We start from the raw sequence: 24,385 nt of genomic DNA, 5'->3' as shown, positions 1-24,385 counted from the left end.
GTCATGCGATCCCCTTCCCTGCTGGCCCTGGCGCTGATGAGCACCCTGGCCCAGGCCACCCCCGATATTCCCCATTGGCAGACCGCCTTCGGTCTCAGCGAGGCCCAGATCCGCCAGGGACACTGGGCTGACCAGGCCCAGCAGGCCTATGATGCCGCCCAGACCGCCAGTGGCACTGCCCGAGGCGCGCTGTTGCGGCAGGCCAGTGGCCTGAGCCTGCTGGCCGCCCACCCCAACCGCCGCACCCCGGCAGACAACCAGCTGTATGCCAATGCGGCCGCCTATTACCTGGCGGCCGCCAAGGCCCTGGGCTGGCGGACCAGCCTGTTGCCATTGATTGTGCAGGGCAAACGGGTGGAAGCCCTGCTGCATCTGCCGGCCAAACCGCCCACCGCCTGGCTGCTCCTGCTGGGCGATGTGGATCTGAGTGGTCTGGAGGCGGAGTCCTGGCGCCAGGCGGCACTGGAGGAAGGCTGGGGCCTGTTGAGCCTGGATCTACCGGGCAATGGCGCCGCCAAGGAGCTGGATCTGGACGGCCAGCCGGATCTGGTGCTGGCGGCCAGCCAGGCCCTGCGGCAGCAGGACGCCAGGCGGCCCCAGCTGCTGGTGGCCCGCGGCTGGAGCCAGCCCCTGGCCCTCAATGCCCTGCTGGCCCAGGATGAGGTTGCCGCCACCCTGCTGCTGTGCCCGGCCGACCTCCAGCAGCCAACCAAACTGCTGCGCCTGCGCATGGGGCCAAGCGCCGCCCAGGCCACTGCCATGGCACAACTGCAGCAGGCCATCAGCCTGGGAGAAGCCATCACCAGCCACCCTCTGCTGCTGGTGGCCGCCCCCAAGGATCCGGCCATTCATCGGCTGATGCCCTTGAGCGACGAGGCAGAATTTTTACCCCAGTCTCCCTGCCAGCGGGACGATCCGCAACACTGGCGCCATTGGTTGCGCCAGCAGCTGACCCGTTCCGATCGCCCATAAAAAAACCGCCGGCATGGCCGGCGGTTTGCGCTGCAACACGGGGTCGCTTATTCCGCTACCAGGCTGTAAACCTTGGTGCTGTCGTTGAAGGTCACCACATAGGTCCCCACCACATCCGTGGTGATGTCGGAACCCGTCAGGTCGGCCACGTAATCGGCGTTGTTGTCGCCGAAGTTGGTCGCCCAGTCACCGGCCACGTCAAACTTGAAGCGCTGGCTGCCACTGCTGTCACCGGTACCGTCGAAGGTGATGGTGGTCTGCCAGGTGTTATTCGCCACCAGGGTCATGGCGGTGGCTGCCCAGCTGTTGGGAGTGCCACGGAAGTACATGCTGTCATAGGTGCTGGTATAGACAGGCTCACCGACCAGCGTCAGGCTATACGCCTTGGTCTCATCGTTGAACTGCACCTTGTACTCGCCCACCACGCTGGTGTAAATGTCACTGCCGGTCTGCTCGGCCACACCATTAGCATCGGTATCACCGAAGTTGGTCACCCAGTCACCGGCCACGTCGAACTTGAAGCGCTGGTTGGTCTGACCGTCGAAGGTCACGGTGGCTTCCCACAGGTTGTCAGCCACCAGGCTCATCGCCTGGGTGCCCCAGCTGTTGGGGGTGCCGCGGAAGTACATGGTGTCGTAGTTGGAGTCGTAGACGACGCTGCCATCGGTAACGGTCACTGTGGCGGTGGCGGTGTCGGTCATGCCGTCGTCATCGGTCACTGTGACGGTGACCTCAAAGGTCCCCAGGGTATCGAAGGTCACTGTCTCGGTCGCCGCCGTGCCGCCGGTAGACCAGCTGTAGCTCACGATCTGGCCGTCGTCGGTGGAACCGGAGGCGTCAAACACCACGGGATCCCCCTGGGTAACCGTGATGGCTGCCGGCGTCACTGCGGCAACCGGCGCCTGCTGATCGTCCACCAGGGTCAGGCTGTAGGAGAGATCGCTCTCGTCCACAGAGACCTTGTAGGTGCCGACGCCCGTAAAGTAGATGTCCTGGGTGCTATTGAGATCCAGCACGCCATCGGCCTCGGTATCGCCGTAGTTCTGGCTCCAGTCACCCGTCACATCAAACTTGAAGCGCTGGGCACCATCGCTGTCACCGGCACCGTCGAAGGTAACCGTGGTGGACCAGATGCGAGTCTCAGCATCCACCGTCATGGGCGTGGCAACCCAGCTGTTGGACGTACCGCGGAAGTAGAGGCTGCTGAAGCGTTCTACCACACAGGCATCGCCGTCACAGGGGATGGCGCCCACATGGATCGCCGCGGCCTGCATGCCGCCCACGGTGAAGCTGGCGGTACCATCGCTGGCCACCACTATGTTGCTGCCGCTGCACAGGTCGTCACCGGCCAGAATGTTGCAGTAGGTGCCGGCCGGCAGGCCGGTCTGCAGGGTGGAGGTGAGGCTGTTGCTGGTGTTGTTGATCACCACAAAGCCCTTGCTGCCCCGACCGAAGGCGATCTGGTTGGTGCCGATATCCTGCCAGTTCTGCATGGCGGTACCTTCCACCACGTTATGGAAGGAGACCATGTTGGCGATGTTGCTCCAGCGGTGATCGCAGTTCCAGCTGCCGGTACAGACGGCGACACTGGGGGCGCCGGCATCGGTATCGCTACCGTAGTCGTAGCCGGACATCACCTGGGGATACTTGCCGTAGGGCCAGGCCAGCATGAAGACGTTGGCCAGGTTGTACTTGGAGCCGTCCTTGTAGGTCAGCATGCCGCCACCGCCGTGGCCGCGCTCCCGGTCATGGTTGACCACGAACACCTCGGCCTTGTCGGAGCTCAGCAGACCCCAGCTCTCGCCAAACGTCTTCAGGTTATTGATCTGACCATTGAATTGGGTAGCCAAGTTGGTGCCATACGCAAACTCGGTCACCGCCCCCAGCCCCAAGTATTCAGAAGGCTGAATAGGCTCGCCACTGGCACCAATCACCTCTGAATAAACAAACGGGTTGCCGGCCAGAGACAGGATACCGGACAGATCCGAGACGCTCATGTGTTTGGCCGCATCGATCCGGAAACCGGCCACGCCCCATGACTGCAGGGTATTGAGGTAGGTAGCCAGCTCGGATTGAACATAGCTAGAACCGGTATTGAGATCCGGCAGACCGAGCAGGGCACCATTTTGCACATTGTCCCGATTGGTGTAATCGGTGATGGAACCGGCATGGTGGAAGTCGTTGTAACCGAAGTAGGGATAGCTGAAGGAGCTGCTGTCGAAACTGCTGCCCCCGGTGCCCGTACTGGAACCACTGGCCAACTGGTTGAACACCGCATCGGCATAGACCTTGACGCCAGCGGCGTTACAACGGGTGATCATGCTTCTGAGTTCCGTTTCGTTACCGCCCTTGGCGGTAAAGTTACGGTAGTTGATGGGCTGGTAGACGGTCCACCAGCTGCTGCCTTGCAGGTGTTCTGCCGGCGGGTTGATCTGCACGGCGGCATACCCTTTGGGGCCGAGTACGGTTTCGCACTCGTTGGCTACGTCGTTGTAATTCCATTGGAACAGGTGGACGATGACGCCGGCGTGGGCCGGTACCAGGCCGCCACCCAGGGCGATGGCGACCGCAGTCGCCAGCCCCAGCTTGCTGGACTTGCTGAACATATCTGGTTCCTTATCGTTGCTTCACTATTGCTGTATCGATTTATGTTCACGCTTCCATATGGATCTAAACGATCCACCCGCCGCCAAGGCGACTGGGTGATGCCGGAGCGTGTCGGCATGCATTAAATCGGGACCACGCGATGCGCGGCGAGCAACAGGAAGGGATAAGAATGAAGAGAAAAGTCAGCGCAGCCTGCCATGGCATTCGAACGACATCGCAACGGTTAATCCAGCGAAGGCGTCCCACTCCTGTCCTTGTTGGCCAACATTGTCAGCCTCCGTGGCGACAGAACAATCAATGAGGTTAATTTTTGTGAGCAGACTGCAGAATTTAATAAGGTAAATGCGCACTAGCGCAAATGAAAACGCTTGCAAGCGGGCATTTTGTAAGCAAAGTTTAATCTTGCGTCGGTGGTGGGGCTGAAAAACGAAAACCCCTGCCGCAAGGCAGGGGTTTGAGATGTGGTCGGTGATAGAGGATTCGAACCTCTGACCCTCTGGTCCCAAACCAGATGCGCTACCGGACTGCGCTAATCACCGAGGGTTTGAGAAAGAGAGTGGTGCGAGAGGAGGGACTTGAACCCTCACGTCCGTGGGACACTAACACCTGAAGCTAGCGCGTCTACCAATTCCGCCACCCTCGCACGGGTGATATCTCTTGTGACCTTGGCCAGGACGGCCGCCGTCGAAATTTGGGGTGGCTGATGGGGTTCGAACCCACGACAACAGGAATCACAATCCTGGACTCTACCAACTGAGCTACAGCCACCATTGCTGTCTTAGTGCCCGAAACACTTCGCCATAAAATGGCGCGCCCGACAGGATTCGAACCTGTGGCCTCTGCCTCCGGAGGGCAGCGCTCTATCCAGCTGAGCTACGGGCGCTCGTCGTCGGACGGGGGCAGATACTAAGGGCCGACCTCTACCTTGTCTAGTCTTTTTAGCAAAAAAGCCACCGACTGGACAAAATTGTCACAGATGGCTGGCAAACTGGTCGTTGGCGGGTTAATTGGGTAACGTTCGAGGCCTTGCCGCACTTGGAACCAGACTCCGTACTGACTAGAATTGCAGCACAGCGTAAGGCCAGGTAAAGCCAAATTCTAACGCATGATTAGGATTCGGTTAGGCTGGCACAGCCTATGATGCAGCGGGGGCGGTGGAAATCCTCCGCAAGGCCCTGAGCCAGAAGACAATTCTTGCGACCAATAGGCCGCCCAGGGCACCGCTGGGATCAGCGTGTCACACCGGCTGCAGGTCTATCGGGATGGATGCGGCCTCAATGCCCTCGACCCCGTCCGGTCTCGGGGCAAGAACCGGCCAAGGCCATCGCCACCCCAGGACCTTGAGAATAATCGCCGTTAAGCGGCGAATTGACATGAAAATCGGTGCTTTGCCAGGCACTGCCACGAAAACCCAGATAGAAAGCCATGAAGCACTCAGCCTACCAGGGCGTTTCGTTGGCCAAAAACACGCTTAAATCGGGAGACAACAATGAAAAAATGGATGGCCATCATGCTGGTGATTGCCCTGCTGATATTTGGCAGCGTCATCGGCTACAACATCATCACGATCAAGGGAAAGATGGACGAGATGGCCAGCCGCCCGGCCCCCACCTTCCCGGTCACGGCCCTGCAGGTCAAAGGCACCGACTGGCGGCCCCTCATCGATGCCATCGGCTTTATCGAGCCGAATCAGGGGGTCACCCTGAGCAACCAGTCCGACGGTAAGGTGGTGGGCATCCGCTTCGAGTCCGGTCAACAGGTCAAGGCCGGCCAAAAGTTGATCGAGCTGGATACGGCAGTGGAGAGGGCCAACCTCAAGGCCGCCCAGGGCCGCATGCCCGCCACCAAGGCCAACCTGGAACGGATGCGCAGCCTCTATAGCAAGGGCTCCGTGGCCAAGGGCAACCTAGATGACGCAGAAGCCGAATTCCTGGCCCTCTCCGGCCAGATCGAGGCGTTGCAGGCCACCATAGACCGGCTGACCATAGCCGCGCCCTTCGCCGGCCAGGTGGGGATCCGCAACGTCTACCTGGGGGAATATCTCAAGTCCGGCACCGATATCGTCCGGCTGGAAGACACCAGCCTGATGAAGATCCGCTTCACCATTCCCCAGACCGATATTTCCAAGGTGAACGTGGGCCAGTCCCTCAACATCTTCGTGGACGCCTATCCCAACCAGCCGTTCGAAGGCCAGATCAGCGCCATTGAGCCGGCGGTCAACGCTCAGTCCGGCGTGGTGGAGGTGCAGGCCGCCATCCCCAATACCCATAACCTGCTGCGCTCTGGCATGTTTGCCAAGGTGCAGGTGCTGCTGCCGGTGCTGACGGAGCAGGTGGTGCTGCCGCAAAACGCCATCAACTTCACCCTGTACGGTGAAACCGTGTTTGTGCTGGAAGACGGCAAGACCGCCCAGGGCGAACCGGTGAAGATCGCCAAGCAGGTGGTGGTCAAGGTGGGCGAACGGGCCGGCAACGATGCCCATGTCATCAGCGGCCTCAAACCCGGCGATCTGGTGGTCACCAGCGGCCAGATCCGGCTGTCCAACGGCAGTCAGGCCAAGCTGGTCGAGGACAAGACCCTGGACGTCCCCGCCACCACCCCCATGCTGTAAGCGGAGCCGGCCATGAAATTTACCGATACCTTCATACGCCGCCCCATCCTGGCCATCTCCATCAGCCTGCTGATCGTGCTGCTCGGTCTGCAGGCGTTGAAAGGGATGCAGGTGCGGGAATACCCCAAGGTCACCAACACGGTGATCACGGTGACCACCAGCTACTATGGCGCCAGCGCCAACCTGATCCAGGGCTTCATCACCCAACCCCTGGAGCAGGCCATCGCCCAGGCTGACAACATCGACTACATGACCTCCCGCAGTCAGTTGGGTCGCTCCACCATCACGGTGAACATGAAGCTCAACACCGATCCGAATGGTGCCTTATCCGATATTCTGGCCAAGGTGAACTCGGTACGTTCCCAACTGCCCCAGGAGGCGGAAGACCCGAGCCTGGACATGTCCACCGGCTCCAGCACCTCCATCATGTACATCTCCTTCTCCAGTGACGAACTGAACGGTTCCCAGATCACCGACTACCTGGAGCGGGTGGTGAAACCCCAGCTGTTCACCGTGCCCGGGGTGGCCAAGGTCAACCTGTACGGCGGCACCGAGTTCGCCCTGCGCATCTGGCTGGATCCGGATCGCATGGCCGCCTACAACCTGACCGCCACCGAGGTCACCTCGGTGCTCAAGGCCAACAACTTTCAATCCGCCCCCGGTCAGGCCACCGGCTACTTCATGCTGTACAACGCCGATGCCAAGACCCAGGTGGATAATGTGGCGGATCTGGAAAGCCTGGTGGTGGCCAGCCGTGACGGCGCCGTGATCCGCCTGCGGGACATCGCCAAGGTCAGCCTGGAGAAGAACCACGACACCTATCGCGCCATGGCCGACGGCAAGGATGCGGTGGTGGTGGCACTGGATCCCTCCCCCTCCGCCAACCCGCTGGACATCGCCGCCGTGGTGCGGGACATGATGCCGGAGCTGCAGCGCAACCTGCCCTCCACCATCAAGATGGAGCTGCTGTATGACTCCACCGACGCCATTAACGAGTCCATCGATGAGGTGGTGAAGACCATCATCGAAGCAGGCCTCATAGTGCTGGTGGTGATCACCCTGTTCCTCGGCTCCCTGCGGGCTGTGGTGATCCCCGTCATCACCATCCCTTTGTCCCTCATCGGCGTGGTGATGCTGATGCAGCTATTCGGTTTCACCATCAACCTGATGACCCTGCTGGCCATGGTGTTGGCCATCGGCCTGGTGGTGGATGACGCCATCGTGGTGGTGGAGAACGTGGACCGACACATCAAGGCCGGGGAGGATCCCTTCCGGGCCGCCATCATAGGCACCCGGGAGATCGCTGTGCCCGTCATCTCCATGACCATCACATTGGCGGCGGTCTACGCCCCCATCGCCCTGATGGGCGGGGTGACCGGCTCCCTGTTCAAGGAGTTTGCCCTGACCCTGGCCGGCGCCGTGTTTGTCTCCGGGGTGGTGGCCCTGACCCTGTCCCCCATGATGTGCTCCAAGATGCTCAAGGCCCACAGCAACCCCAACGCCTTCGAGCGCGGGGTAGAGAATACCCTGGGCCGGCTGACCGAGGCCTACCGCAACGCCCTGGACAAGGTGATGACCCGCCGCCCGGTGTTCATCGTGTTCGGGATCATCGTCTTCCTGTCCCTGCCGGTGCTGTTCAAGCTGATCCCCGCCGAGCTGGCACCATCCGAGGACAAGGGTGCCTACCTGATGATGACCCGGGCCCCTAACACCGCCAACCTGGACTACATCCAGAACAACATGCGCGAGATTGGGGATAGGCTGAAACAGGATCCCGCCATGGCCACCAGCCTGTCGTTTGCCGGTATCCCGAACGCCAACCAGGGCATGGGCATCGCCGTGCTCAAGCCCTGGAGCGAACGGGAGGACATCAAGACGGTGCTCACCCGCACCAATGCCAGCATGCAGGATTTGCCGGCGATGACCGTCAGCACCTTCCAGTTCCCCGAGCTGCCCGGCGCCGGTGGCGGCCTGCCGCTGCAGTTTGTCATCACCACCCCCAACAACTTCGCGAGCCTGTTCCAGGTGGCCACGGACGTGATGGAGAAGGTGAAGGCCCACAAGGCGTTCGTCTATTCGGAGCTGGATCTGACCTTCGACTCCGCCACCATGCGCATCCGGATCAACCGGGACAAGGCCGGCGCCTACGGCATCACCATGCAGGACATCGGCGTGGCCATGGGCACCATGATGAGCGACGGCTACGTCAATCGGGTAGATCTGGATGGCCGCAGCTACGAGGTGATCCCCCAGGTGGAGCGCAAGTACCGCCTGAACCCGGAATCCATCAAGCGCTACTATGTGCGGGCCGCCGATGGCCGCAGCGTGCCCCTGGCCAACCTGGTGGACATCGATCTGGTGACCGAGCTGCGGGCCCTGCCCAAGCTCAACCAACAGAACGCCGCCACCATCTCCATCATGACCATAGAACCCATGGGCTCGGCAGTGGCCTTCTTCGAGAACGAGGTGGTGCCCAGCCTGCCGGCAGGCTATCAGCATGACTACCTGGGGGAATCGCGCCAGTTCGTCACCGAAGGCAACGCCCTGTTCGCCACCTTCGCCCTGGCGCTGTTCGTCATCTTCTTGGTGCTGGCCTCGCAATTCGAGAGCGTGCGGGATCCCCTGGTGATCCTGGTGTCCGTGCCCCTGGCGGTGTGTGGCGCCCTGATCGCCATGGCCTGGGGCCTGGCCACCATGAACATCTACACCCAGGTGGGCCTGATCACCCTCGTCGGTCTGATTACCAAGCACGGCATCCTGATCTGTGAGGTGGCCAAGGAGGAACAGCTCAAGCGCGGCCTGGACCGCATGGCGGCGGTGAAGCTGGCGGCCACCGTCCGCTTGCGCCCCATCCTGATGACCACGGCCGCCATGGTGGCGGGTCTGATCCCCCTGATGGGCGCCCAGGGCGCCGGGGCCATCAGCCGTTTCGGCATAGGTCTGGTGATCGTCGCTGGGCTGTCCATCGGCACCCTGTTCACCCTGTTCGTCCTGCCGGTGATCTACACCTACCTGGCGGAGCGCCACCAGCCCCTGGAGGTGTTCGACGAAACCATACCGCCCAAGGCCGGCGGCCACCATTGATGACACACCGGCCAGCTCGTCTGGCCGGTTTTTTTTCTGTCATCATGCAACACTCGCTATGTGACCCCCGTCTCATGCATAATTCGGCTGGCAAACCACCTTGTTACCCAACTGGAACCATCCATGTCCGACATCCTCAACAGCGTCATCCTCGGCATCGTCGAGGGCATCACTGAATTCCTGCCCGTCTCCAGTACGGGGCACCTGATCGTCACCCAGGAGCTGCTGCAGTTTAAGGGTAGCGACACCTTCGAGATCGTCATCCAGCTGGGTGGTGTGCTAGCGGTGCTCTGGTTCTACTTCCAGACCCTGTGGCAACAGGCCAGGCAGGTCACCAGCGATCATGAAGTGCGCCGCTTCTGGATGGGGGTGATCCTGGCCTTCCTGCCCGCAGCCTTCGTCGGCCTGGCGCTGCACAGCTACATCACCCACTACCTGTTCAATGCCGTGACGGTGGCGGTCAGTCTGATCGTCGGCGGCATGGTGATGTGGTGGATCGAGGGCCGCCCCCAGCCGGCGGTGGCCACCACCAAGCTGGAGCACGTGACCCCCAAGCAGGCGCTGACCATAGGCCTGGCCCAGCTGTTTGCCCTGATCCCCGGCGTCAGCCGCAGCGCCTCCACCATCATGGGCGGCATGCTCACCGGCCTCGACAGACCCACCGCCACCGGCTTCAGCTTCTTCCTCTCCATCCCCACCCTGGGGGCGGCCAGCCTCTACTCCCTGCTGAAGGATCTGGATGGCGTCAGTCAAAGTGGCCTCATCGACATCAGCATCGGTCTGATCACCTCCTTCGTCGTCAGCCTGCTGGCCATCGGCTGGCTGCTGCGCTACGTCAGCAAGCACAGCTTCCGCGGCTTTGCCGTCTACCGCATCCTGGTGGGCATCGGCATCCTGGCGTTGAGCACCACCGGCATGCTGCAACTGGGCGCCGCCTAAGCGCCTGCGGCCCGGCCACGCCGGGCCCGCCTTCCTGACGAGAGTCCCCCCGTGTCTCCGACCCTAGGTCGGCCTCCCGTGCAGCCGCTGTGCCATGGCATAAGCGGCTACACTAGAGGCAAGACACACCAAGGAAGGTCCCATGGTTGCCACGTCCTGGCTGTCCCCCGCCAACCAACACGCCTTCGGGCAGCTGATCCGCCAACTGCAACAGGCGCCCCTGCCTGACCTGGCCCATCCCGACCGGCTGGATGAGCTGCGCCATGCCATGGCCCAGCTGTGTGACCTGCAACGCTTCGGCATCCTCTACGGCGATGGCAGCCAGATCCGCCTGTTTTCCCCCCTGGGCTGGCCGGCCCCCTGGCAGGACGGCGAGGTGGCCGATGAGCTGGCGCTCACCACGCAGCTGGCACAGATGGGCCTGGAGGCCGGCTGGTGCCAGGCGGAGGTGGGCCAGGGCGAGATCCGCAGCATACTGGCCCTGACCCAACCCCAGCAGCAGCCCCTGCTGCAGCTGCTGCTGGAGAGCCTGGCCCTCAACCTCTCCCACCAGCAGGCCAACCGCCGACTGGCGCTGTGCCGCTCCCCCCTGCTGCACCGCATTCCCCAGTGGCAGGAGAAGATGGAGAGCTTCATCCGTCTGCTGCGCCTGGCCCAGAGCCTGCCGCCGGCGCAGCTGTGCGCCCAGCTGGAGTCCAGCCTGCGTTACTGGATGGGCACCCAGAGCCTGCAGGTGCTGCAGCGGGATCGCCACCAGTTCCAGCTACTCTATCCCAGCCAGCCGGCGTTGCCACTGGCGCAGCTGCAAGCCTGGGCGACCAAGTCCGGCTTCGCCGAATACGAGCTGGGACTGCACCATTGGTACGGCCTGCCGCTGTTCGTCCACCGCAACCACGCCGCCACCCTGTTGCTGTGCAACCTGCTCCCCCTGTCCGACGAGGACAAGCTGCTGCTCAGCCTGGTGACCGAACAGCTGGGCGGTCTGCTGGAGCTGATGCAGCTGCGCCAGCGGCTGGATCGGAGCCGCCGCCTGATGGCGGGCCAGGATCCCCAGCAGCAGCTGCGCCGCCACAACCTCCTGCTGCTTAAACAATTGCGCCAGCGTGACGAGCTGGAGCGCCAGCTGCTGGAGGATGCCCAGCGGGACAGCCTCACCGGCCTGTGCAACCGCAGCCTGTTTCTGCATCATCTGCAGCAGGCCTTGCACCACTACCACCGCTACCCGGACGATGGCTTCGCCGTGTTGCTGCTGGATCTGGTCTCCTTGCGCCAGGTGAACCAGGAGTACGGCGAGGGGATGGGGGATCTGCTGCTCAAGACCCTGGCCCGGCTGCTGCAAGAGTCGGTGCGGCAAAACGATCTGTTGGCGCGGCTGAGCGGCGACGAGTTCGTGCTGCTGCTGGACTACGCCTTTCACACCGAGACCATCACCCCGGTGATCAGCCGCATCCTCGACCGCCTGCAGTCGCCCCTGCTGCTGGATGACACCCCGCTGCAGATCCGCGCCAACATGGGGGTGGCCACCGTCTCCCCCGAGATGCGCGATGCCGGCCAGATGCTGCACCAGGCGGACATGGCGCTGTTTCAGGCCAAGCGCAGCAACCAGGGCCATGCGGTCTTCTACTCTGAGCTGTGCGACATCACGGAGCGCCCCTCGCCGGAGCAGGCCCTGGTCCAGGCGCTGCAGAGCCAGCGCATCTTGCCCTACTTCCAGCCCATCCATTATCTGGCGGACGGCGAGGTGCACAGCGTGGAGGTGCTGGCCCGCTGGTTGACCCAGGAGGGCGAGCTGAAGGATGCGGTGGAGTTCATCCCCCTGGCGGAACAGAGCGGCCTGATCCTGGAGATCGACAAATTGATACTGCGCCATGTCTGCGGCCAGCTGCACGGCTGGCTGGCCCGCCTGCCGGAGCACCACGGCCTGCGGCTGGCGGTAAACCTGTCGGGCAAGCACCTGCTGGAGCGGGAACGCATCGATGCCCTGCTGGCCATCATCAGCGAGCAGCAGGTGTCACCACGCCGGTTGATCTTCGAATTTCGCGAACGGGATCTGGTGCGGCTGGACAGCCGCACCCAGGGGCTGTTGCACGAGTTGCGGGCCAAGGGCATCGAGATCGCGGTGGACGATTTCGGCACCGGCTACAGCTCGCTGAACGCCCTGTTTCATTATCCGGTGGACTACATCAAGGTGGACGACAGCTTCACCCACCGGCTCGACAAGTCGCCGCGGGATCGCACCCTGATCCGCACCATACGGGATCTGGGCCGCGATCTGGGCATGGGGGTGATCATCGAAGGGGTGGAGACCCCCCAGCAGCAGGCGATGCTGCTGGAGCTGGGCTGCGAGCTGGGTCAGGGCTACAAGCTCTCCCTGCCCATGTCCGCCGATGCCGTGCTGGCCCTGCTGATGCCGGGCCCCCGCGGCCTCTAGTTACTTGTCCTTGTTGAACATGGCCCGCAGGTTGGCGATGCCCTGCTGACCCTTGTGCTGACGCTCCTCGGCGGTCACCTTGCGCTCCGTGCCCTCCCAGTGCAGATCATGCTGCGGCAACTCCAGCAGGAAGCGGCTGGGCTCGGGCCGCACCGACTCGCCGAACTGACGGCGCTCCTTGCACAGGATGAAGGTCAGCTCGGTCTGGGCCCGGGTGATGCCCACATAGGCCAGCCGCCGCTCCTCGTCCACGTTGTCCTCGTCGATGCTGCTCTGGTGGGGCAGCAGCCCCTCCTCCATGCCAATGAGAAACACATAGGGAAACTCCAGCCCCTTGGAGGCGTGCAGCGTCATCAGTTGCACCTGATCCAGCTCGCCCGCCTCCTCGTTGCGCTCCAGCATGTCCCGCAGGGTCAGGCGACCCACCACCTCCGGCAGCGTCATGGGGGGCTCGTCGGCCTTGGCGTCCCCCTCCAGCATGTCGCCGATCCAGCGGTACAGGGTAGAGACGTTCTGCATGCGCATCTCCGCCGCCCGCGGGCTGGGCGAGCTCTCGTACAGCCACTCCTCGTAGTGGATGTCACGGATGAGATCCCGCACCGCCTCCAGGGCGTTGCCCCGGCTGGCGTTGTCCCCCAGCCGCACCAGCCAGTCACAGAAGTGGCGCAGCGCCGTCAGGCCGCGGCCGGCCAGGTGCTGCTCCAGCCCCAGCTCGAAGCTGGCAGCAAACAGGCTCTTGGCCCGCTCGTTGGCGTAGTGGCCCAGCTTCTCCAGGGTGGCCGGGCCTATCTCCCGCTTGGGCAGGTTCACCACCCGCAGGAAGGCGTTGTCGTCGTCCGGATTCACCAAGAGCCGCAGGTAGGCCATGATGTCCTTGATCTCGCTGCGGGCGAAGAAGGAGGTGCCGCCGCTGATGCGGTAGGGGATGCGGTTTTGCATCAGCACCTTCTCCAGCAGGCGCGACTGGTGGTTGCCGCGATAGAGGATGGCGTAATCCCCCCAGCGGGTACGGTTCATGAAGCGGTGGCCCATGATCTCCGCCGCCACCCGCTCCGCCTCGTGCTCCTCGTTCTTGGCATACAGCACCCGCACCGGCTCGCCGTAGTCCAGCTCGGAGAACAGCTGCTTGTCGAACACATGGGGGTTGTTGGCGATGAGGATGTTGGCGCACTTCAGGATGCGTCCCTTGGAGCGGTAGTTCTGCTCCAGCTTGATCACCCGCAGGCTGGGGAAGTCCTGCTGCAACAGCACCAGGTTCTGCGGCCGGGCGCCGCGCCAGGAGTAGATGGACTGATCGTCATCCCCCACCACGGTGAAGCGCGCCCGCTCCCCCACCAGCTGTTTCACCAGCTCGTACTGGCTGGTGTTGGTGTCCTGATACTCGTCCACCAGCAGGTAGCGGATCTTGCTCTGCCAGCGCAGCCGCACCGTCTCGTTGGTCTTGAGCAGCAAGGTGGGCATCAGGATGAGGTCATCAAAGTCCAGGGCGTTGTAGGCGGTCATCTGCCGGTGATAGCGCTCGTAGAGCAGCGCCAACTTCTGTTCCTCGGCATCCTGGGCACGTCTGAGCGCCGCCCCCGGCAGCACCAGATCATTCTTCCAGTTGGAGATGGCGCCGAGCAGCTGGCTCAGCTGCTCCTTGTCCCCCTGCAGCTCCGTCTCGGTCAACTCCTTGAGCAGGGCCATCTGATCCTGATCGTCGAACAGGGTGAAGTTGGCCTTGAGCTTGAGGGTCTGATGCTCCTTGCGGATGATGTCCAGCCCCAGGGAGTGGAAGGTGGAGACCATGAGGCCGCGCAGCAGCTTGCGCTCCAGGGTCTGGCCCACCCGCTCCTTCATCTCCTTGGCCGCCTTGTTGGTGAAGGTCACGGCACAGATGTGGCGGGCCTGGTAGCCACAGCGTTGGATCAGATGAGCGATCTTGGTGGTGATGACCCGGGTCTTGCCCGAGCCGGCCCCCGCCAGCACCAGGCAGGGCCCGGAGACATACTCCACCGCCTCCATCTGCCGAGGATTCAATTTCATCCGCCATCACTCCACACCAAAGATACAGGCGGGGGATTGTAGCAAAAAACCCGCGCCGCACCGTCGCGTTAGCCAGCGTAAAGCCGGGAAAAGCTGGGTAAAACGACTCCGTCCTGGCCAAAAATTCACCCATGATGGAGACCTGCCAAACCCAGGAGTCAGCCCATGTTGCGCCTCGACACCGCCAGTCTCTATGCCAGTAGTACCGCCGCCAGCACCACTGCCAGCGTGCCGGCGCCGGCCAGCGACAGTCTCCAGGATGTGCCGGCCGCCAACGACAGCCTGCCACCCCCATCCCCCGGTGCCGATACCGTCACCCTCTCCGACGAGGGACTGGCCCGGCTGCGCGATGACCCGCCGCCGCCACCGCCCCCGCGCCACGACAAGGAGGAGCTGGAGCAGACCGTTTCCTCCCTGGAGGCGGATATGGACGAGCTGCAACAACAACTCAGCGCCCTGGAGCAGGATGATGACCCGCGAGCCCAGCAGAAACAGGCCAGCCTGAAACAGAAGCTCGGTGAGCTGAGCAGTGCCCTGGACGATGCCCAGCAGAAGCTGGATCTGCCGCCGGAGGAGCCGCCTGGTCCCAAGCCGGTCCACGGTCCCATCGCCGCCTACCTGGCCCACAAGCCTCAGCCCAACGCCTTCCAGGCCGTTCCCGCCTGACGCAACGGCCGGCCAGCGCCGGCCGAAATTTGCCTTCCTGTGTCCTTTTGCCGATCATAACGGCCTGCACAGGAGAGACCCATGTCCGCCCATTTCGACGTATCGGCCCTACGGGCGCAGTTCCCCGCCCTGCACCAGACCATCAATGGCCGCCCCCTGATCTACCTGGACAATGCCGCCACCAGCCATAAGCCACTGGCGGTGCTGACGGCCATGGACGCCTTCTACCGCCGAGACAACGCCAACGTCCACCGCGCGGCCCACACCCTGAGCGCCCGGGCCACCGAGGCCTTCGAAGCGGCCCGCGGCACGGTGGCGCGCTTTGTGAATGCCGCCCGGCCCGAGGAGATCGTCTGGACCCGGGGCACCACTGAGGCCATCAACCTGGTGGCCAACAGCTGGGGCGCCGCGCTGCAGCCCGGCGATGAAATCCTGCTCTCCACCCTGGAGCACCACGCCAACATAGTGCCCTGGCAGCTGCTGGCCCAGCGTCAGGGGGTACAGATCAAGGTCATCCCCCTCACCGCAAACGGCGAGCTGGACCTGACTGCCGCCCTGCCCCTGCTGACCCCCCGCACCCGGTTGCTGGCCATCAGCCAGGTCTCCAACGTGCTGGGCACGGTCACCCCCCTGGCCCAGCTGATCGCCGCCGCCAAATCGATGGGCGCTATCACCCTGGTGGACGGCGCCCAGGCGGCGGGCCACATGCCGGTGGATGTGCAGGCCCTGGGCTGCGACTTCTATGCTTTTTCGGGCCACAAGCTCTACGGCCCCACCGGCATCGGCGTGCTCTATGGCCGTTATGAGCTACTGGAGCAGATGCCCCCCTGGCAGGGCGGCGGCGAGATGATCCGCAAGGTGAGCTTTGCCGGCACCCGCTTCAACGCGCCGCCGTTTCGCTTCGAGGCCGGCACCCCCCCCATCGCCGAGGCCATCGGCCTGGCGGCGGCGCTGGACTTTCTGACCACGCTGCCCGAGGGCTGGCGCCAACAGGAGGCAGATCTGCTCGCCCAGCTGTGTGACGGCCTGGATGCCCTGCCCTTCGTGCGCCGGATTGGCCGCCCAAGTGAGCAGGTGGGGGTGGTGTCGGTCACCTTCGCCGACTGGCATCCCCAGGATGCCGGCGAGCTGCTGGATCAGATGGGCATCGCCTGCCGGGTGGGGCACCACTGTGCCATGCCCCTGATGGAGGCCCTGGGGCTGGACGGCACCCTGCGCTTCGCCCCCGCCCTGTACAACACCCGCGAGGAGATCGCCGCCACCCTGGCGGCCCTGGCCCGCTTACCGGAGTTCTTCTGATGGATGCAGCGCAGATTAGCTTTCTCACCCGGCATCCCCTGGGGGCCGGCGGCCTGGACGCGGCGGCGGTGACCGCTGCCCTGGGCCAGGGGGCCTGGGAGGAGCGCTACCGCGCCCTGATCCAGCTGGGCAAACAGCTGCCCGAGTTGCCCCAGGAATGGCGCGGCGAGGAGCAGGAGCTGCCCGGCTGCGAGAGCCAGGTCTGGCTGCTGAGTCATCAGGATGAGGCGGGGGTCTGGCACTTTGCCGCCGACAGCCAGGCCCGCATCGTGCGCGGCCTGCTGGCGGTGGTGCTGGCGGCCCTCAATCACCGGAGCGCCGAGACGATACGGACCACCGACATGGCCGGCTATTTCGAGACGCTGCAGCTGGCCAAGCACCTGAGCCCCTCCCGGGGCAATGGCCTACGTGCCATGGTGGAGGCCATCCGCCAGCGGGTGAGCTAAGTCAGCCGGCTGAGGAAACCGCCTAGGCGGGCTGCCGCAAGGCGCGGGCGCCCCGCTCGGCGATCTTGAGGAGCACCCGGGAGGCGGCCACCAGGCCGAAGGTGCCGGTGACCACGGAGACGGCGCCAAAGCCCGAGGCACAATCCATCTTGAGGTTGCCGTCGCTGGCGGCCTTGGCATGGCAGACGCCGCCGGCGCCGTCGGGGTAGCGCAGCTGCTCGGTGGAGTAGACGCACTCCACGCCGAACTTGCGGTTGGGCTCCCGGGTGAAGCCGTGCAGTCGCCGCAGATCCGCCCGCACCTTGGATGCCAGGGGATCCATGGTGGTACGGGCCAGATCCGCCACCTGCACCAGGGTGGGGTCCAGCTGACCACCGGCACCGCCGGCCACTATGATGGGCAGCTTGCGCCGCCGACAATAGGCGATGAGCGCCACCTTGGCCTTGAGGCTGTCGATGGCGTCCACCACATAGTCAAAGCCATCATGAATGTGTTCCGCCAGGTTATCGGCGGTGACGAAGTCATCCACCGTCGTCACCCGGCAGTCGGGATTGATCTGCCGCACCCGTTCCGCCATCACCTCCACCTTCAGCTCACCCACCGAGGACTGCAGGGCATGCAGCTGACGGTTGCTGTTGGTGATGCAGACATCATCCAGATCGATGAGGGTGAGGGCGCCGATGCCGGAGCGGGCCAGGGCCTCCACCGCCCAGGAGCCCACGCCACCGATCCCCACCACACAGACATGGGCGGCGGCGAACTGGGTCAGGGCCGGCTGGCCATAGAGGCGGGCGATGCCGCCGAAGCGTTGCAGGTAGTCGGGGGTCATGATGGTTTGGTGAGAACGCAAAAGGGGTCACATTATAGCAGCGGGTGGCGGCCCGCCAAGCCGATCCCGGTCCCGGTCATTTTTGCCTTGGTGCATTACACTCAACTCAGATAGATGAGAAGGAACCATCTGGTAACCATGATGCATCTCGGGCTACCCGCCATCCTGAATAAAACGGAGCTGCGCTTCATCGCCCAGCCCATCCTCGACCAACAGGGGGGCCTGTTCGGTCACGAAATACTGCTGCGCTTCAAACATTTCGAGTCCCCCGCCGCCCTGCTGAAAATCGTCCGCCACCTGGATCTGCGGCCCGATCTGGATCTGGATGTCTGCCTGCAGGCCGCCGAGCTGATCCCCTTCCACAACTTGGAGGGCTGCTGGAACCTCAACCTGTTCGCCAACTCCCTGCTGCTGGACGAGGTGCGCCACCAGCTGGTGGCGATGGTGGATCAGCTGGGCCCCCACCAGTTGCTGCTGGATCTGCTGGAGCTGGAGCAGACCACCGACATGCCCCACCTGCGCAAGGCCATGGCCCTGCTGCACGATGCCGGCATCCAGTTTGCCCTGGATGTGGGGGACATGGAGAATCCCTGCAGCCAGCTGCTGCCCTTCCAGCTGCTGCGCATGGATGTGCGGCGCACCCCGCAACCCCTGTGGGAGCGCTGGCTGGAGGAGGCCCACCTCCGGGATCTGCCCCTGCTGGCCTACCGGGTGGAGAACGAGCAGCAGCTGCTGGCCCTCAGCGAACTGGGGGCCGATTATCTGCAGGGCTTCGCGGTGCGCGAATCAGTGCCACTTGAGACCGAGCTACCGCGTTTTTAGGCCGGAGGATCCCATCGCAAGGTCACAGGGCGGTGCAGAATTTACACCTGCCGCCATCATCAGGCACAATAACCCCTGTTTGCCTCAGGCACCTCAAGGAATACCCTAATGCACCCTACGGCCCAGGCCTCCGCCCCCACCGTTTCCATCGTCATCCCCGCCAAGAACGAAGTCGATAACCTCAGACCCCTGATCGAGGAGATCCAGGCCGCCATGACGGAGCGTTACGACTACGAACTCATCTACGTGGACGATGGCAGCACGGATGACACCTTCGCCACCCTGCAGGCCATTCATGCCGAAGGGCAGGTGCCCCTCAAGGTGATCCGCCACGCCCAGAGCGTGGGTCAGAGCCTGGCCATCCTGAGCGGTGCCTGGCAGGCCAACGGCCAATGGCTGGTGGTGCTGGATGCCGACGGCCAGAACGATCCCGCCGACATCCCCGGCATGCTGGCGGCGGTGCTGCAGGCCCATGACCAGGATGCCAAGGTGTGGGGGGTCATAGGCCATCGGGTCAACCGGCGCGACGACTGGATCAAACGCCTCTCCTCCAAGCTGGCCAACGGCTTTCGTGACTGCATGCTGCGCGACGGCATCCCGGATACCGGCTGCGGCCTGAAGGCGGTGTTGCTGGCTCGCTACCTGCGCCTGCCGGCCTTCAACCACATGCACAGATACATCCCCACCCTGCTGCAATCCCAGGGCGGCATCATGCTGGTGCACCCGGTGAATCACAGACCGCGGCTGGCAGGCAAGTCCAACTACGGCGTGTGGAACCGATTGTGGGTGGGCCTGGTGGACGTGCTGGGGGTCTGGTGGCTCAAGCGCCGGGCCAAGGTGATCCAGGTACGGGAGCAGCTGTAAATGGAGTGGCTCAACGCCTCGATCACGGCGCTGGACTGGACCGGCATCCACATCACCGGCTGGAAGCTCATCGGCTATACCGGTGCCATCATGTTCGGCGGCCGCTGGCTGGTGCAGTTCGTCGCCGCCAAGCGCGCCGGCAAGCCGGTGATCCCGCGGGTGTTCTGGTACATGAGCGTCTGCGGCAGCCTGATGACCCTGAGTTACTTCGTCTTCTCCCCCAAGCAGGACTCGGTGGGGGTGCTGCAGAACCTGTTCCCCGCCTTCACCGCCCTGTACAACCTCTATCTGGATATCCGCCACCGCGGCTGGCGACGCGACAAGGCCAGCCACTGACCCCGAGGTAAGCATGCTCACCGACACCCTGCTGCTGCACGGTTCCCGTTCCGCCCGCCAGGATCTGTTCTGGCTGCTGTTGCTGGCCCTGGTGGTGCTGGGTGCCGGCCTGGGCCTGCGGGATCCCTGGCCCGCCGACGAACCCCGCTTCGCCCTGGTGGCCAAGCAGATGGTGGAGTCCGGCCAATGGCTGTTCCCCATGCGCGGCGGCGAGCTCTACCCCGACAAGCCGCCCATGCTGATGTGGCTCATCGCCTTCTTCTACAGCCTGACCGGCAGCCTCAAGATAAGCTTCCTGCTGCCTTCGCTGCTGGCAGGCCTGGGCTGCGTGACCCTGGTGTACGACGCCGCCCGCCGCATCTGGGATAGCGCCACCGGCCTGCGGGCCGGCCTGCTGCTGCTGTTCACCGTGCAGTTCACCGTGCAGGTGCATCTGGCGCAGATCGACGCCCTGCTCACCTTCTTCGTCACCCTGGGGCTCTACGGCTTCCTGCGCTTCTTAGTCTGTGGGGACGGCTGGCGCTGGTACTATCTGGGCTGGTTTGCCGCGGGGCTGGGCATCATCACCAAGGGGGTCGGCATCATAGCCGCCCTCATGCTGCTGCCGGCCCTGTGGACCCACTGGCAGCCGATCCGCCAGGCCAGCGGCCGTCAGTGGCTCAAGGCCCTGGCCGGCCCCTTGGTGATGCTGCTGGCCATCGGCCTCTGGCTGGTGCCCATGGTGCTGGCGGTGGCCCATAGCGGCGATCCCATGCACCTGGCCTACCGGGACAACATACTGTTCCGCCAGACGGTGACCCGCTACGCCAACTCCTGGCACCACGTCAAACCCGTCTGGTACTACCTGACCAGCGTGATCCCGCCGTTCTGGCTGCCCCTCTCCCTGCTGCTACCCTGGCTCGTCTGGCAGGGTGCCAAGGCGGTGAAGAGTGGCAATAAGGCCGCTCTGCTGCTGATGGGCTATCTGCTGGCCGCCCTGCTGTTTTTCTCCTGCTCGCCGGGCAAGCGCGGCGTCTACATGACGCCCCTGACCCCGGCCCTGGCCTTGCTGGCCGCGCCCTGGCTGCCCCTGCTGCTGGACCGCCGCTGGCCCGCCCGCCTGTTCACCGGCCTGGCCTGGCTGCTGCCGATCCTGTTCCTGCTGCTGGTGCCGGCCCTGCTGCTGAGCCACCAGCTGGACAAGCTCACCGCCGAGCTGTCCGGCCCGGCCTGGCCCCTGGCCCTGAGCCTGGGGGTGACCTGCCTGCTGGCCAAGCTCTGGCTGCGTCGCCAGCCCCTCAGCGGCCTGCTGGCGGTGCTGGCGCTGCTCTGGCTGCACTATGGTCTGTGGGCCTACCCGCTGCTGAACCCCCTGCGCACGCCGGAGGAGATCATGGCCCAGGTGGACAGCCGGGTGCCCGCCGACGACGAGGTGCTGATCGTGGACTTCCGCGAGCAGTTCCTGCTGTTCGCCGGCCATCCAGTGCTGCACTACCCCTATGCCATGCCGGGGGAGCAGCAGCGCCAAGGCGCCGCCGCCTGGCTCAAGGCGGCCCCCAACCGCTGGGTGCTGGGGCAGGCCCGGGAGCTGGCCAACTGCTTTGACCCGGCCCAGGGCCAACTGCTGGGCACCCGCCACGGCGGCGACTGGACCCTGTACCGGGCCGACGCCGTGAAGGCCGACTGCCCGGCACCCAGCGAGACGGTAGCGCCCTACCGCTACGCCCCGATTCATCATTACTAGACGTCATCATTACTAGACACGTCAGCATCACGAGAAGACCGGGCATACTCCCGGCAAGGAGTCACCATGAAGTACCTGGTCACCGGCGCCGCCGGTTTTATCGGCTTTCATGTCAGCCAGCGGCTGCTGGCCGCCGGCCACCAGGTGGTGGGGCTGGACAACCTGAACGACTACTACGATGTGCGGTTAAAAGAGGCTCGCCTGGCCCTGCTGGCCCCCGAAGCCGGCTTTACCTTCATCAAGGGGGAGCTGGCGGACCGACCCGCCATGGCGGCCCTGTTTGCCGAGCAGCGCTTTGATCGGGTGGTGCATCTGGGTGCCCAGGCCGGGGTGCGCTACTCCCTGGACAACCCCCACGCCTACGCCGACGCCAACCTGGTAGGCCACCTGAACATCTTGGAAGGCTGCCGCCAGACGCAGGTCGGCCACCTGCTCTACGCCTCATCTAGCTCCGTCTACGGTCTCAACCGCAAGACGCCGTTCGCCACCAGCGACAGCGTGGATCACCCCGTCTCCCTGTACGCTGCCACCAAGAAGGCCAACGAGCTGATGAGCCACAGCTACGCTCATCTCTACGGCCTGCCCACCACAGGGCTGCGCTTCTTCACCGTCTACGGCCCCTGGGGCCGGCCGGACATGGCGCTGTTCAAGTTCACCAAGGCGATCCTGGCAGGGCAAGCCATCGACGTGTACAACCACGGCGACATGCGCCGGGACTTCACCTACATAGACGACATCGCCGAGGCGGTGGTGCGGTTGTGTGACGAGATCCCCCAGCCCAACCCGGCCTGGACGGTGGAGACCGGCTCACCGGCGGACAGCTCGGCGCCTTTCAGGGTGTACAACATAGGCAACAGCCAGCCGGTGGCCCTGACTCATTTCATCGGTGAGCTGGAGCAGGCCTTGGGGGTGAAGGCGCAGATGAACCTGCTGCCCATGCAGCCCGGCGACGTGCTGGAAACCAGCGCCGACACCGCGGCTCTGGAGGCCGCCATCGGCTTCAAGCCCCACACCGAGCTGGCCGACGGCCTGGCCAACTTCGTGGCCTGGTACAAGGCGTTCTATCGGGTCTGATAATACCCATCCACGCGGCGCCTCTCCGCAGTGGGGGCTGAGCTGGCCATAAAAAACGCCCTGCGTAGATTACCTACGCAGGGCGTCTGGCATTGGGCAACTCGGCTCCCATGACGCGCCCAAACGGCTAACTATCTAACTCAAGATCCCGTGGTTGTCACGCCATCAGCAAACGTAATGCCGCCTAATTGAGTTGCGCTCCCCACGTCGCCCAACTCGATCAGCTCGGGTGCCTGCCATACCTGGCCCGGTTGATCTTCCTGTCGCTGCATCTTTGACTCCTTCTATTCCGATGGCGCTACTGTTCCGATGATGCTACGAGTGCATATATTTCGCTCGAAAGTGCAGAGTAACACAATAAATTTCGAAAGACGGCAACATAGCGGTCTCCCCCGCAGGTGCCTCATCTAGCAGGATAAGCAATAGCTGCAACGACATGCATTGCGGCAGTGAACGCCGCTGAACGATTAAACTACGTGTCATCCGGCCCACCGATCTGGCCAACTTCGTGACTTGATATAAGGAGCTGATAACCCAGGGGCATAGGAGCCAGGGCGTTTTTTCTAACTCAGCAATAAAAACACCCTGCACAGGTTGCCCTTGCAGGGTGTTTGGCATTGGGTTGCTGGCCCGCCTAAAGAGATCAAGCGGGCAGGCCGTATTGCTCAGGATGCTGAGACCGTAGTTCCATCAATAAGCCAACCGTAACCATTTTGGGTTTCGCTACCTACCTCACCCAGCTCAATCAGTTCGGGGGCCAGCCAAATCTGGGTCGGTTGCTCTTCCTGTTGCTGCATCTTTGACTCCTTCTATTCCGATAGTGCTACGAGTGCGGATATTTCACTCGGAAGTGCAGAATAACACCATAAATTTCGAAAGACGGCAACATGGCGGTCTCCCCCGCAGGTGCCTCATCTAGCAGGATAAACAACAGCTGCAACGACATGCATTGCGGCAGTGAACGCCGCTGAACGATTAAACTACGTGTCATCCGGCCCACCGATCTGGCCAACTTCGTGGCCTGATATAAGGAGCTGGTAACCCAGGGGCATAGGAGCCAGGGCGTTTTTTCTAACTCAGCTATAAAAACACCCTGCACAGGTTGCCCTTGCAGGGTGTTTGGCATTGGGTTGCTGACCCGCCTAAAGAGATCAAGCGGGCAGGCCAAATTACTTAGGAAGCGGTAGCATAAGAGGTGCCGCCATCATCATACGGACCGGAAGCATTAGCTTTCGTTTTGCTGCCCACCTCACCCAGCTCAATCAGTTCGGGGGCCTGCCAAATCTGGGTCGGTTGCTCTTCCTGTTGCTGCATCTTTGACTCCTTCTATTCCGATGAATCTACTATTTCGATGGTGCTACGAGTGCCGATATTTCACTCGGATGTGCAGAATAACACAATAAATTTCGAAAGACGGCAACATGGCGGTCTCCCCCGCAGGTGCCTCATCTAGCAGGATAAACAACAGCTGCAACGACATGCATTGCGGCAGTGAACGCCGCTGGACGATACCGGCCCACCGTGCTGGCCAACTTCGTGGCCTGGTACGAGGCGTTCTACCGGGTCTGACAGTGCCGCGCAGTAGCCAGGGCTTTTTCTAACTCGGTCATAAAAACACCCCGCACAGGTTGCCCTTGCAGGGTATTTGTCATTGGGT

General features: G+C 63.4%; 19 protein-coding genes and 4 tRNA genes. 13 read left to right on the top strand and 10 right to left on the bottom strand.

Going from position 1 to position 24,385, the window contains the following annotated elements; genetic code table 11:
• Positions 1 to 3 precede the first annotated feature (3 nt).
• Positions 4 to 972: a hypothetical protein gene (locus ABHF91_RS00695; protein WP_409421592.1), complete on the top strand. Its 969-nt coding sequence runs from the start codon at positions 4 to 6 to the stop codon at positions 970 to 972.
• 47 nt (positions 973 to 1,019) lie between these two features.
• Here ABHF91_RS00695 and ABHF91_RS00690 read toward each other — a convergent pair whose 3' ends face one another.
• The 5 genes from ABHF91_RS00690 to ABHF91_RS00670 all read right to left on the bottom strand — a co-directional run bounded on the left by ABHF91_RS00690 (position 1,020) and on the right by ABHF91_RS00670 (position 4,462).
• A complete protein-coding gene (locus ABHF91_RS00690) occupies positions 1,020 to 3,578 on the bottom strand; it encodes an alpha amylase C-terminal domain-containing protein (protein ID WP_409421591.1) in 2,559 nt (852 codons plus the stop codon).
• Between the two features lie 463 nt (positions 3,579 to 4,041).
• A tRNA-Pro gene (locus ABHF91_RS00685) sits at positions 4,042 to 4,118 on the bottom strand.
• A gap of 18 nt (positions 4,119 to 4,136) precedes the next feature.
• A tRNA-Leu gene (locus tag ABHF91_RS00680) sits at positions 4,137 to 4,222 on the bottom strand.
• Positions 4,223 to 4,271: 49 nt separating this feature from the next.
• Positions 4,272 to 4,347, bottom strand: a tRNA-His gene (locus tag ABHF91_RS00675).
• 38 nt (positions 4,348 to 4,385) lie between these two features.
• A tRNA-Arg gene (locus ABHF91_RS00670) sits at positions 4,386 to 4,462 on the bottom strand.
• Between the two features lie 606 nt (positions 4,463 to 5,068).
• On the opposite strand from ABHF91_RS00670, the gene ABHF91_RS00665 reads away from it, so the two are divergent.
• The 4 genes from ABHF91_RS00665 (at position 5,069) to ABHF91_RS00650 (ending at position 12,644) form a co-directional block, all read left to right on the top strand.
• Positions 5,069 to 6,190 (top strand): efflux RND transporter periplasmic adaptor subunit, encoded by a 1,122-nt coding sequence (locus tag ABHF91_RS00665; RefSeq protein WP_409421590.1) that lies wholly within the window; start codon positions 5,069 to 5,071, stop codon positions 6,188 to 6,190.
• Positions 6,191 to 6,202: 12 nt separating this feature from the next.
• Positions 6,203 to 9,274 carry a multidrug efflux RND transporter permease subunit gene (locus ABHF91_RS00660; RefSeq protein WP_409421589.1) on the top strand — a complete coding sequence of 1,024 codons (3,072 nt, stop codon included), beginning with the start codon at positions 6,203 to 6,205 and terminating at the stop codon, positions 9,272 to 9,274.
• A gap of 123 nt (positions 9,275 to 9,397) precedes the next feature.
• Positions 9,398 to 10,213: an undecaprenyl-diphosphate phosphatase gene (locus tag ABHF91_RS00655; RefSeq protein ID WP_409421588.1), complete on the top strand. Its 816-nt coding sequence runs from the start codon at positions 9,398 to 9,400 to the stop codon at positions 10,211 to 10,213.
• 142 nt (positions 10,214 to 10,355) lie between these two features.
• The gene (locus tag ABHF91_RS00650) at positions 10,356 to 12,644 is read left to right on the top strand and encodes a putative bifunctional diguanylate cyclase/phosphodiesterase (protein WP_409421587.1); all 2,289 of its coding nucleotides are present in this window, start codon (positions 10,356 to 10,358) and stop codon (positions 12,642 to 12,644) included.
• On the opposite strand, the gene rep is transcribed toward ABHF91_RS00650, so the two are convergent.
• Positions 12,645 to 14,669, bottom strand: a complete 2,025-nt coding sequence (rep, locus tag ABHF91_RS00645; protein ID WP_409421586.1) for a DNA helicase Rep — start codon at positions 14,667 to 14,669, stop codon at positions 12,645 to 12,647.
• 165 nt (positions 14,670 to 14,834) lie between these two features.
• Here rep and ABHF91_RS00640 point away from each other — a divergent pair, with 165 nt between their 5' ends.
• The 3 genes from ABHF91_RS00640 to ABHF91_RS00630 all read left to right on the top strand — a co-directional run bounded on the left by ABHF91_RS00640 (position 14,835) and on the right by ABHF91_RS00630 (position 17,080).
• The gene (locus ABHF91_RS00640) at positions 14,835 to 15,335 is read left to right on the top strand and encodes a hypothetical protein (protein WP_409421585.1); all 501 of its coding nucleotides are present in this window, start codon (positions 14,835 to 14,837) and stop codon (positions 15,333 to 15,335) included.
• An 81-nt stretch (positions 15,336 to 15,416) separates the two neighbouring features.
• On the top strand, positions 15,417 to 16,634 hold the full coding sequence (locus ABHF91_RS00635) for an aminotransferase class V-fold PLP-dependent enzyme (RefSeq protein ID WP_409421584.1): 1,218 nt from the start codon (positions 15,417 to 15,419) through the stop codon (positions 16,632 to 16,634).
• Positions 16,634 to 17,080: a SufE family protein gene (locus ABHF91_RS00630; protein ID WP_409421583.1), complete on the top strand. Its 447-nt coding sequence runs from the start codon at positions 16,634 to 16,636 to the stop codon at positions 17,078 to 17,080. The genes ABHF91_RS00635 and ABHF91_RS00630 overlap by 1 nt, the downstream gene beginning before the upstream one ends.
• A gap of 22 nt (positions 17,081 to 17,102) precedes the next feature.
• On the opposite strand, the gene tcdA is transcribed toward ABHF91_RS00630, so the two are convergent.
• Complete coding sequence (gene tcdA, locus ABHF91_RS00625) at positions 17,103 to 17,909, bottom strand: tRNA cyclic N6-threonylcarbamoyladenosine(37) synthase TcdA (RefSeq protein ID WP_409423065.1); 807 nt, start codon at positions 17,907 to 17,909, stop codon at positions 17,103 to 17,105.
• Between the two features lie 138 nt (positions 17,910 to 18,047).
• Here tcdA and ABHF91_RS00620 point away from each other — a divergent pair, with 138 nt between their 5' ends.
• The 5 genes from ABHF91_RS00620 (at position 18,048) to ABHF91_RS00600 (ending at position 22,728) form a co-directional block, all read left to right on the top strand.
• Positions 18,048 to 18,731, top strand: coding sequence for an EAL domain-containing protein (locus tag ABHF91_RS00620; RefSeq protein WP_409421582.1), 684 nt, complete (start codon positions 18,048 to 18,050; stop codon positions 18,729 to 18,731).
• Between the two features lie 108 nt (positions 18,732 to 18,839).
• A complete protein-coding gene (locus ABHF91_RS00615) occupies positions 18,840 to 19,595 on the top strand; it encodes a glycosyltransferase (RefSeq protein WP_409421581.1) in 756 nt (251 codons plus the stop codon).
• Complete coding sequence (locus ABHF91_RS00610) at positions 19,596 to 19,931, top strand: lipid-A-disaccharide synthase N-terminal domain-containing protein (protein ID WP_409421580.1); 336 nt, start codon at positions 19,596 to 19,598, stop codon at positions 19,929 to 19,931.
• A gap of 13 nt (positions 19,932 to 19,944) precedes the next feature.
• Positions 19,945 to 21,654 (top strand): ArnT family glycosyltransferase, encoded by a 1,710-nt coding sequence (locus tag ABHF91_RS00605; RefSeq protein WP_409421579.1) that lies wholly within the window; start codon positions 19,945 to 19,947, stop codon positions 21,652 to 21,654.
• A gap of 66 nt (positions 21,655 to 21,720) precedes the next feature.
• The gene (locus ABHF91_RS00600; protein ID WP_409421578.1) at positions 21,721 to 22,728 is read left to right on the top strand and encodes an NAD-dependent epimerase; all 1,008 of its coding nucleotides are present in this window, start codon (positions 21,721 to 21,723) and stop codon (positions 22,726 to 22,728) included.
• A 140-nt stretch (positions 22,729 to 22,868) separates the two neighbouring features.
• On the opposite strand, the gene ABHF91_RS00595 is transcribed toward ABHF91_RS00600, so the two are convergent.
• The 3 genes from ABHF91_RS00595 to ABHF91_RS00585 form a co-directional block, all read right to left on the bottom strand.
• Positions 22,869 to 23,000, bottom strand: coding sequence for a hypothetical protein (locus ABHF91_RS00595; protein WP_409421577.1), 132 nt, complete (start codon positions 22,998 to 23,000; stop codon positions 22,869 to 22,871).
• Between the two features lie 393 nt (positions 23,001 to 23,393).
• Positions 23,394 to 23,525 carry a hypothetical protein gene (locus ABHF91_RS00590; protein ID WP_409421576.1) on the bottom strand — a complete coding sequence of 44 codons (132 nt, stop codon included), beginning with the start codon at positions 23,523 to 23,525 and terminating at the stop codon, positions 23,394 to 23,396.
• Between the two features lie 376 nt (positions 23,526 to 23,901).
• A complete protein-coding gene (locus ABHF91_RS00585; protein ID WP_409421575.1) occupies positions 23,902 to 24,042 on the bottom strand; it encodes a hypothetical protein in 141 nt (46 codons plus the stop codon).
• Positions 24,043 to 24,385: the final 343 nt, after the last annotated feature.

Origin of the sequence: Pseudaeromonas aegiceratis (assembly GCF_046254905.1) — a bacterium.
GTDB classification, from domain to species: domain Bacteria; phylum Pseudomonadota; class Gammaproteobacteria; order Enterobacterales; family Aeromonadaceae; genus Pseudaeromonas; species Pseudaeromonas aegiceratis.
The sequence above is the reverse complement of the archived record's forward strand: the minus strand, read 5'-3'. Positions and strand labels throughout refer to the sequence as shown.

What these genes read in the sequence shown, in the direction of transcription:
- ABHF91_RS00695 (WP_409421592.1), top strand. Translation starts at nt 4, where the DNA reads ATGCGATCCCCTTCCCTGCTGGCCCTGGCGCTGATGAGCACCCTGGCC.
- ABHF91_RS00690 (WP_409421591.1), bottom strand. Translation starts at nt 3,578, where the DNA reads ATGTTCAGCAAGTCCAGCAAGCTGGGGCTGGCGACTGCGGTCGCCATC.
- ABHF91_RS00665 (WP_409421590.1), top strand. Translation starts at nt 5,069, where the DNA reads ATGAAAAAATGGATGGCCATCATGCTGGTGATTGCCCTGCTGATATTT.
- ABHF91_RS00660 (WP_409421589.1), top strand. Translation starts at nt 6,203, where the DNA reads ATGAAATTTACCGATACCTTCATACGCCGCCCCATCCTGGCCATCTCC.
- ABHF91_RS00655 (WP_409421588.1), top strand. Translation starts at nt 9,398, where the DNA reads ATGTCCGACATCCTCAACAGCGTCATCCTCGGCATCGTCGAGGGCATC.
- ABHF91_RS00650 (WP_409421587.1), top strand. Translation starts at nt 10,356, where the DNA reads ATGGTTGCCACGTCCTGGCTGTCCCCCGCCAACCAACACGCCTTCGGG.
- rep (WP_409421586.1), bottom strand. Translation starts at nt 14,669, where the DNA reads ATGAAATTGAATCCTCGGCAGATGGAGGCGGTGGAGTATGTCTCCGGG.
- ABHF91_RS00640 (WP_409421585.1), top strand. Translation starts at nt 14,835, where the DNA reads ATGTTGCGCCTCGACACCGCCAGTCTCTATGCCAGTAGTACCGCCGCC.
- ABHF91_RS00635 (WP_409421584.1), top strand. Translation starts at nt 15,417, where the DNA reads ATGTCCGCCCATTTCGACGTATCGGCCCTACGGGCGCAGTTCCCCGCC.
- ABHF91_RS00630 (WP_409421583.1), top strand. Translation starts at nt 16,634, where the DNA reads ATGGATGCAGCGCAGATTAGCTTTCTCACCCGGCATCCCCTGGGGGCC.
- tcdA (WP_409423065.1), bottom strand. Translation starts at nt 17,909, where the DNA reads ATGACCCCCGACTACCTGCAACGCTTCGGCGGCATCGCCCGCCTCTAT.
- ABHF91_RS00620 (WP_409421582.1), top strand. Translation starts at nt 18,048, where the DNA reads ATGATGCATCTCGGGCTACCCGCCATCCTGAATAAAACGGAGCTGCGC.
- ABHF91_RS00615 (WP_409421581.1), top strand. Translation starts at nt 18,840, where the DNA reads ATGCACCCTACGGCCCAGGCCTCCGCCCCCACCGTTTCCATCGTCATC.
- ABHF91_RS00610 (WP_409421580.1), top strand. Translation starts at nt 19,596, where the DNA reads ATGGAGTGGCTCAACGCCTCGATCACGGCGCTGGACTGGACCGGCATC.
- ABHF91_RS00605 (WP_409421579.1), top strand. Translation starts at nt 19,945, where the DNA reads ATGCTCACCGACACCCTGCTGCTGCACGGTTCCCGTTCCGCCCGCCAG.
- ABHF91_RS00600 (WP_409421578.1), top strand. Translation starts at nt 21,721, where the DNA reads ATGAAGTACCTGGTCACCGGCGCCGCCGGTTTTATCGGCTTTCATGTC.
- ABHF91_RS00595 (WP_409421577.1), bottom strand. Translation starts at nt 23,000, where the DNA reads ATGCAGCGACAGGAAGATCAACCGGGCCAGGTATGGCAGGCACCCGAG.
- ABHF91_RS00590 (WP_409421576.1), bottom strand. Translation starts at nt 23,525, where the DNA reads ATGCAGCAACAGGAAGAGCAACCGACCCAGATTTGGCTGGCCCCCGAA.
- ABHF91_RS00585 (WP_409421575.1), bottom strand. Translation starts at nt 24,042, where the DNA reads ATGCAGCAACAGGAAGAGCAACCGACCCAGATTTGGCAGGCCCCCGAA.